This is a genomic window from Aeromonas aquatilis (assembly GCF_054052405.1).
In genome coordinates this window covers 69,475-86,892 of sequence record NZ_JBSTYP010000017.1, presented here as the reverse complement: position 1 = coordinate 86,892, position 17,418 = coordinate 69,475, and the positions used below count along the sequence as shown (strand labels likewise).

Annotated in this window: 18 protein-coding genes; 4 read left to right on the top strand and 14 right to left on the bottom strand. The window is 59.0% G+C overall.

All coding sequences use genetic code 11. The annotated features are described in order from the left end of the window. Positions 1-312: 312 nt before the first annotated feature. From folA to ACW5W8_RS08850, 4 genes are all read right to left on the bottom strand, one after another. Positions 313-804 (bottom strand): type 3 dihydrofolate reductase, encoded by a 492-nt coding sequence (gene folA / locus ACW5W8_RS08865; protein ID WP_498627417.1) that lies wholly within the window; start codon positions 802-804, stop codon positions 313-315. Positions 805-822: 18 nt separating this feature from the next. Further along, entirely contained in the window at positions 823-1,290 is a 468-nt protein-coding gene (locus tag ACW5W8_RS08860; RefSeq protein WP_021138083.1) for a threonine/serine exporter family protein, read from the bottom strand. After that, on the bottom strand, positions 1,287-2,084 hold the full coding sequence (locus tag ACW5W8_RS08855; RefSeq protein WP_498627415.1) for a threonine/serine exporter family protein: 798 nt from the start codon (positions 2,082-2,084) through the stop codon (positions 1,287-1,289). The genes ACW5W8_RS08860 and ACW5W8_RS08855 overlap by 4 nt, the downstream gene beginning before the upstream one ends. 235 nt (positions 2,085-2,319) lie before the next feature. After that, positions 2,320-2,655 carry a DUF3135 domain-containing protein gene (locus tag ACW5W8_RS08850; RefSeq protein WP_498627413.1) on the bottom strand — a complete coding sequence of 112 codons (336 nt, stop codon included), beginning with the start codon at positions 2,653-2,655 and terminating at the stop codon, positions 2,320-2,322. Positions 2,656-3,047: 392 nt separating this feature from the next. On the opposite strand from ACW5W8_RS08850, the gene mog reads away from it, so the two are divergent. Then, positions 3,048-3,578: a molybdopterin adenylyltransferase gene (mog, locus tag ACW5W8_RS08845; RefSeq protein ID WP_005354170.1), complete on the top strand. Its 531-nt coding sequence runs from the start codon at positions 3,048-3,050 to the stop codon at positions 3,576-3,578. Positions 3,579-3,661: 83 nt separating this feature from the next. Here the strand turns inward: mog and ACW5W8_RS08840 are convergent, their stop codons facing one another. The 6 genes from ACW5W8_RS08840 to trmB form a co-directional block, all read right to left on the bottom strand. Further along, positions 3,662-4,063 (bottom strand): DUF2541 family protein, encoded by a 402-nt coding sequence (locus ACW5W8_RS08840; protein WP_005348146.1) that lies wholly within the window; start codon positions 4,061-4,063, stop codon positions 3,662-3,664. A 167-nt stretch (positions 4,064-4,230) separates the two neighbouring features. After that, the gene (locus tag ACW5W8_RS08835; RefSeq protein ID WP_498627411.1) at positions 4,231-4,440 is read right to left on the bottom strand and encodes a YgdI/YgdR family lipoprotein; all 210 of its coding nucleotides are present in this window, start codon (positions 4,438-4,440) and stop codon (positions 4,231-4,233) included. A 223-nt stretch (positions 4,441-4,663) separates the two neighbouring features. Beyond that, the gene (locus ACW5W8_RS08830; protein WP_498627409.1) at positions 4,664-5,959 is read right to left on the bottom strand and encodes a sulfurtransferase; all 1,296 of its coding nucleotides are present in this window, start codon (positions 5,957-5,959) and stop codon (positions 4,664-4,666) included. 29 nt (positions 5,960-5,988) lie between these two features. Then, positions 5,989-6,909: a glutaminase B gene (glsB, locus tag ACW5W8_RS08825; RefSeq protein ID WP_498627408.1), complete on the bottom strand. Its 921-nt coding sequence runs from the start codon at positions 6,907-6,909 to the stop codon at positions 5,989-5,991. Between the two features lie 122 nt (positions 6,910-7,031). Then, positions 7,032-7,364, bottom strand: coding sequence for a YggL family protein (locus ACW5W8_RS08820; protein ID WP_005348158.1), 333 nt, complete (start codon positions 7,362-7,364; stop codon positions 7,032-7,034). A gap of 48 nt (positions 7,365-7,412) precedes the next feature. After that, on the bottom strand, positions 7,413-8,126 hold the full coding sequence (gene trmB, locus ACW5W8_RS08815) for a tRNA (guanosine(46)-N7)-methyltransferase TrmB (protein ID WP_498627406.1): 714 nt from the start codon (positions 8,124-8,126) through the stop codon (positions 7,413-7,415). Positions 8,127-8,452: 326 nt separating this feature from the next. On the opposite strand from trmB, the gene ACW5W8_RS08810 reads away from it, so the two are divergent. Continuing rightward, the gene (locus tag ACW5W8_RS08810) at positions 8,453-9,634 is read left to right on the top strand and encodes an aminotransferase-like domain-containing protein (RefSeq protein ID WP_498627405.1); all 1,182 of its coding nucleotides are present in this window, start codon (positions 8,453-8,455) and stop codon (positions 9,632-9,634) included. Positions 9,635-9,707: 73 nt separating this feature from the next. On the opposite strand, the gene ACW5W8_RS08805 is transcribed toward ACW5W8_RS08810, so the two are convergent. Next, positions 9,708-11,237 (bottom strand): EAL domain-containing protein, encoded by a 1,530-nt coding sequence (locus tag ACW5W8_RS08805; RefSeq protein ID WP_498627403.1) that lies wholly within the window; start codon positions 11,235-11,237, stop codon positions 9,708-9,710. A 252-nt stretch (positions 11,238-11,489) separates the two neighbouring features. On the opposite strand from ACW5W8_RS08805, the gene ACW5W8_RS08800 reads away from it, so the two are divergent. Continuing rightward, positions 11,490-12,395 (top strand): TIGR01777 family oxidoreductase, encoded by a 906-nt coding sequence (locus ACW5W8_RS08800; protein ID WP_498627402.1) that lies wholly within the window; start codon positions 11,490-11,492, stop codon positions 12,393-12,395. A 127-nt stretch (positions 12,396-12,522) separates the two neighbouring features. On the opposite strand, the gene ACW5W8_RS08795 is transcribed toward ACW5W8_RS08800, so the two are convergent. Both ACW5W8_RS08795 and ACW5W8_RS08790 read right to left on the bottom strand, forming a co-directional pair. Then, a complete protein-coding gene (locus ACW5W8_RS08795; protein WP_498627401.1) occupies positions 12,523-14,970 on the bottom strand; it encodes an ABC transporter permease in 2,448 nt (815 codons plus the stop codon). 36 nt (positions 14,971-15,006) lie between these two features. Next, positions 15,007-15,702 carry an ABC transporter ATP-binding protein gene (locus tag ACW5W8_RS08790; RefSeq protein WP_201989846.1) on the bottom strand — a complete coding sequence of 232 codons (696 nt, stop codon included), beginning with the start codon at positions 15,700-15,702 and terminating at the stop codon, positions 15,007-15,009. A 56-nt stretch (positions 15,703-15,758) separates the two neighbouring features. Here ACW5W8_RS08790 and ACW5W8_RS08785 point away from each other — a divergent pair, with 56 nt between their 5' ends. Then, the gene (locus ACW5W8_RS08785; protein WP_005335237.1) at positions 15,759-16,370 is read left to right on the top strand and encodes an arylesterase; all 612 of its coding nucleotides are present in this window, start codon (positions 15,759-15,761) and stop codon (positions 16,368-16,370) included. A 91-nt stretch (positions 16,371-16,461) separates the two neighbouring features. Here the strand turns inward: ACW5W8_RS08785 and ACW5W8_RS08780 are convergent, their stop codons facing one another. Continuing rightward, positions 16,462-17,406, bottom strand: a complete 945-nt coding sequence (locus tag ACW5W8_RS08780; RefSeq protein WP_498627399.1) for a chemotaxis protein CheV — start codon at positions 17,404-17,406, stop codon at positions 16,462-16,464. Positions 17,407-17,418: the final 12 nt, after the last annotated feature.

The window sequence follows — 17,418 nt, the reverse complement described above, 5'->3', positions numbered from 1 at the left end:
AGTGCAGATGCAAGGACTGCTGGCCGCCGCGTGTCAGAACATGAAGAAGATAGCGTTGGTGCAGAGCAGGAAGGGGAGTAAGGGCCCGAATCCGCCGAATTCCCCGGCAGATGGTCTTGTTAGGGCGATAGCATGGTCTTTGATGCCTTTTTCATGGCGAAGATGGTCAATATGGCGGCTTGTCAGTGAGTGAGTGGCCCCGTGGTGCCGAGTTAAAAAAGAACCCCCTCTTTGAAAAAGAGGGGGTTCTTCAGCAATCTGAAGGGCATCCGAAGATGCCCTTGTTGTTATTTGCCCATTAGCATTCGCCCGTCAGCGGCGCTGCCAGGTCTCGAATCGGTAGGGGTGCGGGTTCTTCTCATCGGCAGGGTGGCTCTCGCTGTCGACACGCTGCCACTGACCATCATCAAAAACGGGGAAGCGGGTATCCCCTTCAACTGCCAGATCGATTTGCGTCAGGTAGAGGCGATCCGCGCTCGGCAACATCTCGGCGTAGAGATGGCCGCCGCCGATCACCATCAACTCCTCCACCGCGCTGCCGGCCAGCAGGGCCTGCGCCGCCTCGACGGAGCCCACCACCTCAATGCCCTCGGCCTGATAGTCGGGATTGCGGCTGATCACCAGATTGCGCCGTCCGGGCAGCGGTCGACCAATGGATTCGAACGTCTTGCGCCCCATCAATACCGGTTTGCCGAGGGTCACCCGTTTGAAGTGGGCCAGATCGGCAGGCAGATGCCAGGGCATCTGGTTGTCCTTGCCGATCACCCTGTCGTGGGCCATGGCGGCAATCATGGAAATCTTCATGGGGCCTCTCACCGTCTGTCAGATTATGGGGCGGTTACGGTACACGACCAGAGAGGGGATCGCCAAACCGAAACTGAGAGCCCCGACGATAAAGAGCGCCTTGAGGCCGTTCTCCACCGCACTCTGGATCAACTCCATGGTCACGCCGCTGATGTTGAGCTCCACCACCGCAATCATGGTCTTGAACGCATAACTGCCCGGGATCATCGGAATGATGGAGGCAACGCTGAACACCGGACGCGGCGCCAGCAGACGGCGAGACCAGTAGACGCAGACAAACCCAACCGTGGTTGCCGCCGCCAGCGTCGCCCACTCGATGGGCATGCCGTAGTGAATGAGTAGGGTGCGCAGGCTGTGGGCCAGCGCGCCGCCCATGGCGCAATATTTCAGCATCCGTGGCGGCACGTTGAACAGCATGGCAAATCCCACCGCCGGAATGGAGGACCAGAAGGCATCCTTGGCCAGTAGCCAGAGCAAATCCATCATACTTTCCACCCCCAGATCCCCGTGACCGACATGGCCAAAATGATACCTATGGCGGCGCTGATGGTCAGCAGGGTCGCAGTCCCCCAGCGGGCCAGCCCCATGTTGAAGTAGCCCTTCACCATATCTGAGACCGCATTGATCAGCGGAAAGCCCGGTACCAGCAGCAGCACGCTGGCCGCCATGGCGAGATAAGGCTGGTCACCCCAGTTGAAGAAGGTGGCGCTGGAGGAGAGCAAGGTGGCGATAAAGCCGGTGGCGGCAAAGTTGATTAGCGGGCTGTGGTGATGGCGGGCCATCAGCTGGCGCACCCGCATCGCCACGGCAGACGAGAAGCAGGTCACCAGGAAGATGGGCCAGTCACCGCCAAACAGCAGGCTAAAGGCACCACATGAGAGCCCCACCATGGGGACCACCAGCCAGGGGTGATAATGGAAAGGGACGATGGCTTCGAGGCGCTGGCTCACTTCACGGGCGCCGATCAGCTCTTTCTCCGCCATGATGCAGATCCGCTGTATCTCACACACCACCTGCATATTGATGCCATGTTCGCGCACCCGCCGGGTAGTGGTGACGCAACCCCCCTGATAGAGACTGGTGAGCACGATGGCACTGGAAGAGATGGCCATTTCGACACTCTCCAGCCCCAGCGCCATCCCCAGCCGCACCGTGGTCTGCTCGATGATCCGGCTCTCCGCCCCGAACTGGGCCAACATCTGAGCCACCTTGACGACAATACGGGTGATCTCAGTCTGTTGCTCCCGCGACAACACCCGTCTTGGAGTGATACTTCTCATAATCCCTTCGAGTCGTAGCAATAAAAATTACGGCCATATTAGCCTAACTTTTACTGTTATTCATCCACCCCTATCACAACCTGACTGATAAGTTATTACAAGAAGAAGAAAACAGGTCACATTACAAATACATTACGACTAACATTAAAAACCATAACAATCAGATCGCCAGCAATTCCCTTTATTATGGCCTCACCGATTTGGCTGAAATATCAACCAAGGGGGTTATTGCAGATTATTTGCGACGTCGATAGTCAGCCAGATGGATTATTTTGCCAGTACCATCGCTTTCAGACGGAGGGTCCCCCTCTTCTCTGAACTGCCTCATTTCGCTGCGCATCAGATAAAAGGATTCCCGCATCATGTTGGTAATCCGGATACAGCTATCAAGATTGTTTTTCGCCAGACGACGCTGACCATCAATCTTGAACTGCAACCCGCGCAGACGGCGCTGCTGATCGGGGCTCGCTCGGGCCATCAACTGGTCGATCTGCTGCTCCAGAATCGCATCCAGCCGGGAGGGCTCACTCGCAGCCAACTCCTTCAGGGTGTCAAAATCAGGCAACTCCATATGCCCTCCTTGGCGACTATTGCTGGCAACACACTGCGGTACCACACCATCACGTCCCAGCCATATAAATCTGTATATACGACGCGGCTAAAAAGGGTTCAATCCATCCACTGGCGACTAAACCGGACAATGGTCACTACGAGGGTGTCTATCTATTTTAATTGTGTTTGGAAACAAGCGATTGTTTTTAATTAAGGCGAGAGAAAACACTTATACATTTTAGGTTGTGATTTTCTGTTTTTTATTGCAAATAAAAATCCGGTGGCCTTATTTTGCTTCATTCGACACTTTATTCTTCCCTCACCGACCCGCGCCATCTCCTGACGGTTTAACATATCTCACTGATTATGTTATTTTAATTGCCACTTTTATCGGACATTCAAGAGCAGACCATGAGCAAGGCAAAAATCGGTATCGTCACCGTCAGCGATCGCGCCAGCGCGGGCATCTATGAAGACCTCTCCGGCAAGGCCATCATCGACACCCTGAACGCCTATCTGACCTCGGAGTGGGAACCTGTCTATCAGGTGATCCCCGATGAGCAGGATCAGATTGAAGCGACCCTGATCCGGCTGGCGGATGAGGAGCAGTGTTGTCTCATCGTCACCACAGGCGGCACCGGTCCGGCCAAGCGGGATGTCACGCCGGAAGCGACCGAGGCGGTGTGTGATCGCATGATGCCGGGCTTTGGCGAGCTGATGCGGGCCGAATCCCTCAAATTTGTGCCGACAGCCATTCTGTCGCGCCAGACTGCCGGACTGCGCGACGATACCCTGATCGTCAATCTGCCGGGCAAACCCAAATCAATCCGCGAATGTCTGGATGCCGTCTTCCCCGCCATCCCCTACTGCATCGATTTGATGGAAGGGCCGTATCTCGAGTGCGATGAAACCGTCATCAAGCCATTTCGGCCGAAAAAATAGTGAACCCGACCATAAAAAATAATGGCGAGCCACGGCTCGCCATTATTTTTAACTCATCTGTTTGCGCAGAAAAACCGCATCAATTATTTGCGGCCAAATACTTTTACGCCCGCTTTGCTGCGCTCTGAATTACCGTACACTTCGATTTTTTTCACACAACGGCGCGAGCCCAGTGATTTCCACTCGGTCTCTTTATCACTGCTCATTTCCCGATCGAAACGAATGGTCTTGGTACGATCACCACCATAGGTCACCACCACCCGATCCAGGGTCAAATCACGCTCCGCCTTCACCTTGATATATTTGGTCTGACGGCAAATCACCAAAGGAATTGTCGCACCATGATCACCGGCTCCCAGTAAAATAGTCCGCCCCAGCGTGAACTGATCGTCACCGGCATGGCTGGCTGACGCCACCACCAGCAAGACACCACCCAGCAAGCTGCGTGCAGAAAAACGGGAATTCCAGATAGACATCAAGGACATAACACCTCCAATAAAAAATGGAGTGTGATGATAAGGGTTAAACCATAACGGAAGCTGTATCACGGCTGAATTTGCTGCGAATGTGCGGGGATCAACAGAGAAAACAGTACGACTTTTCGGCAAAAAGAGAAGAGCCGCAGATAGCGGCCCTTGCGGCAAGAGAGCGCTTAGCGCTCCATGATTTGGGTCACGTCATCTTTCTTGATCATTACCTCGCGCCCTTCATGATCGTAATAGCGATACATGCCAGTGCTCTCATCAAGCTTGGGCTTGCTCTCGGTGGTGATCATCTTGCCATCGGTCGTACTCATGATGTATTGGGAGCTGCATGCCACCAGCCCCAGGGCGCACACCAGGATCATCATCAGTTTTTTCATAGGTGCAATCGTCTCCTTTCACCCTCACCACGAGGGTGTCGATCACAGCCTACTCCAATCCGGTTATCACTTGGTAACTGACGCAAGAAATTGAGATCACTATCAAACATCAGTGACAACCGGGAACCCATCGGTAAAGCCGAGCCGCCAGGAATCTTGGCGAACAGAGACAAAGAGGCCGGACATCTCTGCCCGGCCTCTTCTTTTCAGCACCAGCGCGCAATCATGACTTGGCGGGCTGGCGCTCACCGGTCACGGTCGGGTTCTTGGGATCGGAACTCCACTCATACCAACCGCCGTCGTAGACGCTGATCTGTTTCCAGTCCATCAGCCAGGCGTAGAAGAAAGCCTCGGAGGCTCGCCAGCCGGTACCGCAGTAGAACGCCGCCTGCTGGGTCGGCTCGATGTTCCACTGGTCCCACATGGCGAGGATCTCGCGGGCCGGCTTCATGGTGCCGTCCGGGTTGTGGAAGTCGCTCATGCTGTTGGCATCGACGCCACCATGACCCCACTTGGCCCCCGGGATATCGCCCTTCGGCTTGATGTAGCTGTAACCTGAGGTGTTGCCGACAAACTCGTCCCAGGTACGCACGCTGACCAGTGCGCTATCGGGTTTCGTGAGCAGCTCTTTCGCCTGACTTAGCGTGGTGTAGTACTCGGGGTGAGCGGGAATGGCCACGCCAAACTCCTTCACCGGCTCATATTTGTTGGGCAGGCCGGTTTCGGTACGCAGGTGCTGGATAAACCAGGCATCCAGACCACCGTCCAGCAGGCGTACATCTTCCACCCCCGCATACATCATCAGGTGCGCAGCACGGGCAGCCGCCATGGTGTTGCGACCATAGAGGATCACGGTGGTGTCGTGACGGATGCCGTTATCCAGCAGCAGCTTCTTGAGCGCTTCGTCAGAGACCTTGTTCCACAGCGGCTCCTCTTCGAGGCTGTTGGTATCGATATAACCGGCCCCCGGGATGTGGCTGATGAGGTAGGCCTTGGGTGAACCCCAATCCACTTCAAACAGCTTCCAGTCACCCTTGGGCGCCGCGGCAACCGGCTTGCCCTCTTGCAGATCCGCCAACCAGCGCGTATAGACCAGCTGCTGCCAGCGTGCCAGCGACTCGCGCGGTGCGGCTTGCCACCCTTGCAGCTCGAACAGCTGCTTGATCCCCTGCTTGCGCAGCAGACGGGCCACCTCGGCCACTTCGCGGGACGAACCGTAGAGGGCAACTGGATGATCGGCCTTCAGCCCCTTGATCTCGAGGGCCTTTGGCCACTCTTCATCGCTGTATTTCCACTCGGCAGAGAGGTTCTCGGCGCCCGCCACATGACCGCCCAGCTTCTCCCCTTCCATCGGCCACCCCTGATAGAAGTAGCTGGCGCGGGTATCCAGGATGACAGCCTGTTTGGCCTTGGCATCGGCCAGCGAGAGCGGTGGCAACTCCCCTGCCACCGCGGGCAGGGCACACCAGAGCAGTAAGGTCGCCAGCGCGGCCTGCAGGAAGCGAAGATGTCGTTTCATGGTGATGTCTCGATTCATAGTGAACAAGGTTAAAAAATGGAGCGACCCAGCCGCTCGGCCAGCAGCTCCAGCGCCGCCGTGCCCGCCAGCGAGTTACCGGCTTTGTTGAGCTCGGGCGACCAGACACAAACGCAGAGCTCGCCCGGGATCAGGGCGATGATACCGCCGCCGACCCCCGATTTGCCCGGCATGCCGACCCGATAGGCAAAATCGCCCGCCTCATCATAAAGGCCGCAGATGGCGAGCAGGGCGTTGACCTGCTTGGTGGTGCGGGCTGGCAGCAGCGGTACGCTCTCGCCCAGTGGCACACCACGGTTGGCCAGATAGATGAATGCCCGCGCCAGATCGACGCAGCTCATGCGAATGGCACAGGCATTGAAGTAGCTTTGCAGCACCTTGTCCACTTCGTTTTCGAAGTTGCCATAGGCCTTCATCAGATAGGCGATGGCGGCGTTGCGGGCAGAGTGCTGATATTCGGAGCGGGCGACCACCTGATCCGCCATGATGGCCGGATTGCCGGAAAGGCGGCGCACCAGCTCGAGGGTACGCTGACGGGGCGCAGTGAGGCGGGTCTCCAGCAGATCGCTCACTACCAGCGCTCCGGCATTGATAAAGGGGTTGCGGGGGATCCCCTGCTCGAACTCGAGCTGCACCAGCGAGTTGAAGGGCTGGCCGGAGGGCTCCTTGCCAACCCGGGCCCAGATCTCCTCCTCCTGATAAAGGGTGAGTGCCAGGGTCAGGCTCAGGGCCTTGGAGATACTCTGGATGGAGAAGGGTTCAAAAGCGTCACCGGCGGTGAACAGCTCCCCCTCGACGGTACAGACTGCGATACCAAGCCGATCGGCCGGTACCTGAGCCAGTGCCGGAATGTAGTCGGCCACCTTGCCTTGTCCCAGCAACGGGCGCACCTCTTCAAGGATGCTGGCCAGTAATTCGGATGACAACACCATAAGCAATAAGCGATTCCATGACTAAAACAGCGGTGGAGATCCCATCACCACTGACAAAAATCCCGCCAGCGGCGGGATTTTTCAGTTACCCACAACAAGGCGCCAGATGCGGCAGCCTTGTATCAGGCCGGTTCACCGTACCAGAGGTCGAACAGCTCAGTAACGACCACGGCTTCCATCCCCTTGCCTTCCAGCCAGGATTTGACGGCGGCGCGGTCTTCTTCGGTACACTTGCCCAGTTGCTGGGTGCAGATCATCCCTTCCCAGGCCAGGTGACCGGAGCCGGCAAAAGCCAGTTTACGGGGTTCAACAACCTCATCGATCATCGCATCGACTACCGCATCGATGGTCTCTTCGGCAGTGCCGACCGGGAAGTTGAAACTGATGTCGAAACCCATTTCCTGGAATTCATCGACGCGCAGTTTCTTGCGCAGGCGGCGGCTACGATTGGCCATGATAGCTCCTCAAGTTAGTTGATACGCTAGGTGTGTTGACGTGCCAGCTTAGCTGACACGCTTGAAAATCAGATCCCAAACCCCGTGGCCGAGACGATGGCCGCGTTGTTCAAATTTGGTCAGCGGGCGCCAGTCAGGGCGCTCCACCCAGTTGCCGGTCGTGGAGGTGTTCTCGTAACCTTCGGCAGCGCTCATCACTTCCAGCATGTGCTCGGCATAGTTTTCCCAGTCGGTCGCCATGTGGAACACGCCACCGATGGCCAGCTTCTGGCGAATATCCTGGGCAAACGCAGGCTGCACGATGCGGCGCTTGTGGTGGCGGCTCTTGTGCCAGGGGTCCGGGAAGAACAACTGCAGGCAGGAGAGTGAACCGTTCGGGATCATGTGCTCCAGCACCTCAACCGCATCGTGGCAGATCACTTTCAGATTGGTGACGCCCGCTTCCTGAGCGGTGCCCAGACAGGCGCCCACGCCCGGCGAGTGCACTTCAATGCCGATGAAGTTCTTCTCGGGGGCATTCTTGGCCATCTCGACCAGAGAGGCACCCATGCCAAAGCCGATCTCCAGCACCACAGGTGCCTCGCGGCCAAACAGCGCGACCAGATCGAGCGGCTTTGGCTCGAAATCGATGCCCATGACCGGCCAGAGCTCTTCCAGGGCCTTCTCCTGCCCTTTGGTCAGGCGGCCTTCGCGACGGACAAAGCTGCGGATCTTGCGCATGAACTTGCCGTCTTCGTTAAATACATCTTGGGTCACAGGCATAATGGTCTCGTTATTTCATCAATCCGGGTAATACATCTTGTGTTCGATCCCGGGCGGGATCGCTCGCGGCTCGGCATTTCATCGACCCGCGAAAACAGGGGAGCGAATTATCCCAAGATAGGCCCAAGGCGCAAGTGTTTCGCGCAACAAATATTCCATCCTGCCCCTTCGCCCCGAACAACCGCTCAATATACGCCGAATCAGAGTCAATCCAGCCCTTTTTTGGCGATTTTTGTGACAATCATTGCCTCATTTCTGAAATCTGATACAAACGGATAACCTGATGGTCGAATGGAGCGACCGCCCACATGCCGAGAGAATTGTCTATGCAGCCGTTTTTTGCCCAGCGCTTCGAGAAGGTTGAACCTTCCTTTATCCGTGAAATCCTCAAAGTTGCCGCCAATCCAGAGATCATCTCCTTCGCTGGTGGCCTGCCCAATCCCCACCTGTTTCCGGTCAAGGCGATCGATCAGGCCTGTCAGGATGTACTGCGCGAGCAAGGGGCTGCTGCCCTGCAATATGCGGCGACCGAGGGCTTCGCCCCGCTGCGCCAATATATTGCCGACCGCTATCTGGCCCGCCACGGCATGCAGGTCAATCCGGACAACATCCTCATCACCAGCGGCTCCCAGCAAGCGCTGGATCTGCTTGGCAAGGTGCTGATCGACGAGGGTCAGGATCTCATCATCGAAGAGCCGGGTTACCTTGGCGCTATTCAGGCCTTTTCTGTCTACCAGCCCACCTTCAAGCCGATCACCCTTGAAGAAGAGGGGCTGGATCTGGCGGCGCTGGATGCGCTGCTGGCAAGCGGATCCAATGCCAAGCTGCTCTACGGCGTGCCCAACTTCCAGAACCCGAGCGGTGTCTCCTATAGTCGTGCCAACCGCGAGGCACTGGCCGAGCGACTGGTGCGCCACGAGCTTTTGATGGTGGAAGATGATCCCTACGGCGAGCTGCGCTTCGAGGGCGAACACCTGCCACCGATTGCCAAGCTGGCGCCGAACAATACCGTACTGCTCGGCTCCTTCTCCAAGACCGTGGTGCCCGCCTTCCGTCTGGGCTGGATGTTAGTGCCTGACTGGTTGCGCAAGAAGGTGACCATTGCCAAACAGGCCACCGACCTGCACAGCAACGCCTTCAGCCAGCAGGTGCTGCACCGCTTCCTGACCGACAATTCACTGGATGCCCATCTGGAGAAGATCAAGGAGGTCTATGGTCGACAGCGTGCAGCCATGGAGGCTGCGCTGGCCCGTCACTGCCCGCCCGGTGTGAGCTACACCCGGCCGGAAGGGGGGATGTTCCTCTGGCTGACCCTGCCAGCCCACATCAGTGCCATGGCGCTGTTTGACGAGGCGATCAAGGAGAAGGTGGCCTTCGTGCCGGGCGCCCCCTTCTATGTGCGCCCCGAGATCAAGAACACCCTGCGCCTGAGCTTCTCCTGCGTCGACGAAGCGACCATCGAGGAGGGGGTCAAGCGGCTGGCTCGCGCCCTCCAGCGCATGCTCTGAACGCCCAAGCCAAACGGTATCAACAAAAAACCAGCGAGTGCTCGCTGGTTTTTTATGCACCCCATTCACCCGTTCAGCCAAACAGGGTCTTGCAAAACTGCGCCATCGGCATGGGGCGGCCATAGAGATACCCTTGCAGATAGTCAACGTGGCGCGCCCGCAGGTAGTCCGCCTGCGACTGCTTCTCGACCCCTTCCGCGATCAGGATCAATTCAAGTCGCTTCGCCAGATCAATCACGTTCTCGACGATATGGCTGGAGAGTGCATCCGTGCCAATCATCTCTACAAAACTCCGGTCAATCTTGAGTGCATCGACCTGAAACTGTTGCAGATAGGTCAGACTGGAGTGACCGGTGCCAAAGTCATCGATAGAGATCAACACGCCCAGTTTGCGCAATTCGGCAAACATCTGAGCGGTTGTCTCATCGGCCACCAGCAACTCCCGCTCCGTCAGCTCCAGCCCCAAATCAACGGGATTGTCCTTAAACGCGTCGAGAAAGGCCTTGCAGTCAGCCAACAGGTCGAGATCCTGAAAGTGCTTGGCGCTGATATTGAAGCAAAAATGAAACTTTGCTGGCAGCTTGCGGGCATAAGGGGAGAGGTGGTCGCGCACCTGAGCCATCAGCAGGCTGGTCATGGGCACGATCAACCCGCTATCTTCCGCGAGAGGGATAAAACGATCCGGCGAGATCATCCCCTGCTTGGGATGCTGCCAGCGCATCAGCACCTCACAGCCACGCCACTGCTCATCCTCACCGGAGACCACCGGCTGCAGGTAGGGGATAAACTCCTCTTCGATCAACGCCCGCTTGAGCTCCTCCGCTGGTGAGCTGCTACGCCCCATCAACCTGAAGGTGCCGAATCCAATCAGCAGCGCCAGCAACGGAGAGAGGAACAAGGTATCTCTGGAGTAGCGCCATGCGTGGCTCCAGTAGTCATGCGCCGTGACCCGGGTGACGACCTGATAGGGGAAAGCAGCCGAAGCGAGGGCAATATAGCCCTCTTCTGTCGTAGAGGGCGCCGCCCCGACCTGACCTGAGCCAAACAGGGCTGTCTTCCCCACCACCAGAGCCATCGGTGAGTTTTTGGCTGAGATCTCGAGGGTATTGCGCAGGTAGTAGCCATCTACACCGATCAGCACACTCCCCTTGTCCGTTTCATGACGCAGCACGATCAAGGGGCGATCCGGTGTGACCTCATTGCCTGGCAGCAGTTGCAGCCTGCCATCCACATAGCTGTCAGGATTGAAGGGGCCATCGTAGTCACCATAGAGCGAGGTGCAATAGATGTGGCTGCCGACAGCCAGATTGGCGGAACGGACATAAGGCACCGTGGCCACCTTTTCGCGCAGCCGTTGTGCCGCCTCCTTGCAGGGGTGACCAAGCATCCCCTCCACATTGATGGCCGCCTGCCGGGCATGGCCGATGGAGCGATCAAACATCATCCGGGCATGCTGCAACCGTGAATCGGCATCACGCTCTATCTCCGTCACCGTCTGCCAGATAACGGCAATAACCCCCAGCAGCAGGATCCCGCCCCCCATCAGCAGCGCCAACAGAATCCTCGAGTAAAGCTGGCGAAGTTTCAAACGACGAAATGGCATGGCGGCCTCTTTGATGCTCGGATAATGGGTGACAGCCTCGGTGGACAGGCGAAAAGGGTCGCCATAATAGCGATTGTTCAACAAATGTCCACCCAATAAAAATCAATCAATTCAAACTATTGTTCAACAATATGTCGTAAGAAGAGGATAGAGTTAACAAACGTCAAACAGAAAACTCCCGATCAACCTCTCACTTGTTGAAGGGAAGCCACACCATTAAAGTTGAGCAAACGGCAGCGGGAGCATGCAGCGATGAAGATTCTTATTACCGGAGGGACCGGCTTTATCGGCCGCAAGCTGGTTGCCCATCTCAAGGTCAATCACGAGGTCGTGGTATTGAGCAGGCAGGGGAGCCGCGCTTACTCCCTGCTGGGTCACGATATCAAGGTTTTGGATAACCTCGACCGGCTTGATGACCTCAATGACGTGGACGCAGTGATTAATCTGGCCGGTGAACCCATCGCCGCCGGACGCTGGAGCGAGTCGCGCAAACAGCTGCTCTGCGATAGCCGCTGGCTGTTGACCGAGCAGCTGGTAGATCTCATCAAGCTATCCAGCACGCCGCCCAAGGTGCTGATCAACGCCTCCGCCATCGGCTGGTATGGCAGACAGGGTACCGAAACCCTCAATGAGCAGTGCAGCTCCCCCAACGACGAGTTTACCCACCAGCTCTGCCAGCAGTGGGAGACCCAGGCGCAGGAGGCCCAGAGCCGCCAAACCCGGGTCTGTATCGTGCGGATCGGGCTGGTGCTTGGCATGGATGGCGGCGCGCTACCCAAAATGCTCCCTCCCTACCGACTCGGACTCGGCGGCCCCATGGGGTCGGGCAGCCAGATGATGAGCTGGATCCATGTGCAGGATCTGGTACGCGCCATATTGTTCTTGCTGGAGCACGAAGAGTGCAGCGGTATCTTCAACGGCACTGCGCCCCATCCGGTCAGTAACCGGGAGTTCAGCCAGACCCTGGCCACGACGTTGCACCGTCCACACCTCTTTTTCGTCCCGGCACCGCTGCTGCAACTGGTGATGGGGGAAGCGGCCGATCTGCTGCTGACCGGACAAAAGGTGATACCAGCCCGGCTGCAACAGGCCGGTTTTCACTTCAGCTATCCCGAGCTGCCGAGCGCCCTCACCAATCTGCTGCGTGAGCCCCGCTAACTCACACCCGCTCGCTGCGTCCGCTCGTCAGCACCTCGCATAACAAGCAGCCCGGCCAATGGCCGGGCTGCTTGTTTATTGTGGCTGCGCTATTGCACCTTGTGTGCATCGGCTCGCGTTGGCGGGATTACAACAACCCCTGACCCAGCCCTCGCAGCCGATCGCTCAGGGTGCCAGCCAGCAGCTGGCGCTGCATCCCCTGCCCCGCCAGCGTCACCAGCAGTGCCCCCAGCGTCGGCAGGCCGAGCCAGATAGCCCAGTGGAACTGCCACTGCCCCTCGAACCACCACCACTGCAGGCCAAAGGAGCAGAGCTCCACCACCATGGCGGCACAGAGCCCCGCCAGCGCACCACTGGCCACCAGCTCCCAGCGCAGCATCTTCCTGAGCAGATCGCTGCTGGCGCCCAGAGTGCGCATCAGCAACAGCTCGCGCCGACGCTGGGCCATGCTGGCCTGGGTCTGGGTCAGCAGCACCAGCAGCGCGGCCACTGTCACCAGCCCCAACATCAGCGCCAGCGCCCGGCTCACCTGCTCCGATACCTGAGTGAGCCGCGCAATCAGGTCATCCACATCGATAAGACTCACCGTGGGATGACGGCGGATCAACTCCACCTCGGCAGTTCGCCCCGCCTCGGGCAGCCGGTAGCTGCCAAGCCAGGTTTGGGAGAAGGGTGCCAACAGATCCTCGGAGAAAATCATGTAGAAGTTGGGGCGCATGTTGTCCCACTTGATGCTGCGCAAACTGGTGACCCTGGCGCCGAAGCTGCGCCCCTCGATGGTAAAGGCGAGCATGTCCCCCAGCTTGATATCGAGCCGCTTGGCCAGCTCGCTATCCACCGACACCTCGCCGGGTCCGGCAAGCCATTTCCCGGCCACCAGCTTGTTGTCGATTGGCAGGGTTGCCGTGGTAGTGAAGTTGAGCTCCCGATCGACCCCCTCGCGGCCACTGCTGGCCCCCTCGCCCACCGCCTCACCGGCGATATGGGTCAGCCTGCCGCGCACCATGGGATAGAAATCGGAAGTGGTGGCCCCGGCTGCCGCCAGTTCGCTCAGGATCCCCTCCCGCTCGTTCTCGGCCACATTGACCAGAAAACGGTTGGGCGCATCGACGGGAAGATGGGCCGAAAACTCATCCAGCAGATCGACCCGGGCCGCCCAGAGCAAGCCAAACAGCATCAGCGCCAACGCAAAGCCCGCCAGCTGAAACAGGCCGCTGCTGCGTTCGCGCGACAGGTGGGCCAGCGCCAGCCGCAAGGCATGAGGCCCCCTCACTCTTGCCCCCAGCCGCAACATCAGTGCCGCCAGCAGGGCCAGCAGCCCCATCAGCAAGCCCATGCCACCCACCAGACCCAGCGCCAGCCGTACATCGGCGGTAAAGCCCCAGACCAGCGCAAACAGCCCGAGCAGGCCGACCGGCAGAGCCAGCCAGGGGGGAATCCCCGCCTCTAGCTCCCGGCGCAATACCCGCAGCGGCGGCACCTTCAGCAGCCGCAAGAAGGGCACAAAAGCGAGCAGCAGGGTGATAAAGAGCGCCACCGCCACTCCCAGCGCAAAGGGTCGCCAGGAGGGGGGCGGCAGATCCGGCGGCAGCAGGTCCCCCAGCAGCTGCAAGGTGATCCACTGCATGGCTGTGCCCGCCACCAGACCCAGCAGCGCACCGATCAGCGTCAGCGACAGCAGCAGGGTTCCCATCAGTTGCCAGAGCGAGCGACGGGATGCCCCCAGGGTCTTGAGCAGCGCCACCATATTGGTCTGGCGCTCGGCAAAGTGGCGCACCGCAATCCCCATCGCCAACGCCCCCAGCAACACCCCGCTTAGCGAGGCAAGCCGGAAGAAACGCTCGGCATTGGCCAGCGAGCGGCCCACTTGGGATTCGCTGTCATCCGGTTTGATCCACTTCTGTCCGGCCTGCAATTGCGGCAACAACCATTGCTCGTAACGGGCCAGCGATTCCCGCGGCCCCTTGAACAGATAGCGCCACTGCTGGCGGCTGCCGGGTAGCAGGGCACCGGTCGCCTCGATATCGGCACTGTGGATCAGCGCCCGCGGCGCCAGCAGGAAGGGGCTGAAGCCCTGATCCGGCTCCTCACCAAGCAGGCCTGCCACCTTGAGCACCGTATTGCCCACCTCCAGCTCATCCCCCGTTTTAGCCTTAAGCAGCTGCATCACCCGGGCGGAGAGCCAGATCTCGCCGGGAACCGGGGCGCGGGCAGGTTCCAGAGTGAGCTTGCCGTAGAAGGGAAAACCGTCGGGCACGGCCCGAATGGAGGCAAGCTGCAGCGCATCACCGTGAAACAGCATGCTGTTGAAGCTGACGGTGGTCTGCACCGCCAAGCCATCCTGCTTCGCTCGGGCCAGCCAGCCATCCGGCAGGGTGGCCGCGGTGCGCAGCACCCGATCAGCCCCGATAAAGTCGCGGCCCGATGCCTTGAGTCCGGCATCGAGCCGATCCGCCACCAATGCCACACTCAAGACGCACGCCACGCTCAGGGCCAGCGCCAGCACAAACCAGCGCAGTTCGCCGCTGAAACCTTCCCGGCGAAGCAGTCGCCATCCCAATCGCCACTGCATCATCCCTTGCATCTCCAGCCTGATCCGCAGCTCACCCCGTTACACCACACCATGGGCCACCTCGCGATCCAGTCTGCCCGCCGTCATAACCACTTGCCGCTGGCAACGCTCGGCCAGCTGATGATCATGGGTCACCACTACTAGCGTGGTGCCGTGCTTGCGATTGAGTTCAAACAGCAGCTCAATCACCTTCTCGCCGGTCTTGCTGTCGAGGTTGCCGGTCGGCTCGTCCGCCAGCAGCAGGCTTGGACGGGTCATAAAGGCACGGGCGATGGCCACCCGCTGCTGCTCACCGCCGGAGAGCCGTGGCGGCAGATGGTGCAACCGCTCGCCAAGCCCGACCGCGGCCAGCAGCTCGCGAGCTCTTGGTTCGCAATCACGCTCGCCGCGCAGCTCGGCGGGCAGCATAACATTCTCCAGCGCCGTCATGGTCGGGAGCAGCAGGAACGACTGGAACACAAAACCGATCTGCTCGGCACGCAATCGGGCCCGCCCCTCCTCATCCAGCTCACCGAGAGATTTGCCGAGGATCTCGATCTCCCCCTGACTCGGCAGATCGAGCCCGGCCAGCAGCCCCAGCAGGGTGGACTTGCCGGAGCCGGAGGCGCCGACCAGTGCCACCGTCTCGCCGCTATTGACTTGCAGATCGATCCCTTCAAGGATGGTGAGGCTTTCCTGGCCGAGGCGAACCGATTTGCCGAGGCCCTTGACGACAATAATGGGGGTTGAACTCATGCTCTGTATCCTTTGTTCCAATTCCTTGATGACAATCCATAGCGGGAGTTGAATTGATGGTGCGTATTCTGTTTGCCTTGTTCGTTGGCCTCGGCAGCCTGCTCTCGTCGGCTCAGGCCCAGACCCTGCTGGTGCTGGGAGACAGCCTGAGCGCCGGCTATCAGATGCAGGTTGAGCAGAGCTGGCCCGCCCTGCTCAACCAGAAATGGCAGGAAGAGGGGGGCAAACACACTCTGCTCAATGCCAGCATCAGCGGTGAAACGACACAAGGGGCGCTGGCTCGTCTGCCCGCTCTGCTGAAGGAGCACAAGCCGGACTGGCTGCTGATCGAACTGGGGGGCAACGACGGCCTGCGCGGCTTCGCACCGACCATTACCCGCCAGAATCTGGCCAGCATGATCGCGCTCGCCAAGGAGCAGCAGACCCGTGTGGTGTTGACCCAGATCCAGCTGCCCCGCAACTACGGTGCCCGCTATCTGCGCCAGTTCGAACAGATCTTTCCCGAGTTGGCCCAGGCTAACGATCTGCCGCTGCTGCCCTTCTTTATGGATGATATTGCGCTGCGCCCTGAACTTATGATGAACGATGGTATTCATCCCACCCCGGCGGCCCAGCCACAAATCCGCGATAAAGTCGCCCGCTTTATGGAGCCGCTGCTCAGCCAATAAGCCCGCCGTCTATCACCAATATCCCATAACAAAACATCCCGCCGAAGCGGGATGTGTTGTTATTGATTTAGCATAACCGGCAGGCAACTTCTCAGCTTTCCAGCACCTGACGCAGCCGCTCCTGCGTGACGCCCACCAGCAAGTCGGGCTGGAATTTGGAGATAAAGCGGTCGCACCCCACCTTCTTGACCATGGCTTCGTTGAAGTTGCCGCTCAGGGAGGTGTTGAGGGTGATAAAGAGATCGGACATGCGCGGATCGCTGCGCACCTCGTGGGTCAGGCGGTAGCCGTCCATCTCCGGCATTTCCGCATCGGTGATCATCAGCAGGATCTCGTCGGTCACCTTCTTGCCAGCATCGCACCACCCCTTGAGCAGGGTCAGCGCCTGCAAACCATCCTGACACTCGATCACCTCGAGCCCAAGCTGACCCAGGGTCTCGCGCACCAGATTGCGGGCGGTGCTGGAGTCATCGACTATCAAGACCTTACGGCCATGCATCTCCGGCAGGATCTCCCGATCCAGCACCTCTTCGGAGATCCGGATATCATAGGTGATGATCTCCGCCAACACCTTCTCCACGTCGATAATCTCGACGATCTGATCGACCCCCTCATCCGGGATGCGGGTGATGGCGGTGAGATAGTTGGCGCGCCCGGCCGAGCGCGGCGGCGGCAGGATATCCTTCCAGGTCATGTTGACGATGTTGGCCACCTGCCCCACCAGAAAGCCCTGAATGGTGCGGTTGTACTCGGTGATGATGAGGTTGGATTCACTGTCGATGGGCATGGGACGCATGCCGATGGCGCTGCGCAGGTTGATCACCGGGATCGAGGTGCCGCGGATATTGGCGACCCCGCTGATATTGTGGTGAGAACCCGGCATCTTGCTGAGATGAGGCAACTTGACCACTTCCCGCACCTTGAAGACGTTGATGGCGAACATCTGGCGGGTGCCGAGACGAAACATCAACAACTCGAGGCGGTTTTCACCCACCAGTTGAGTTCGTTGATCAACGGAATCCAATATACTCGCCATACGCTGACATCC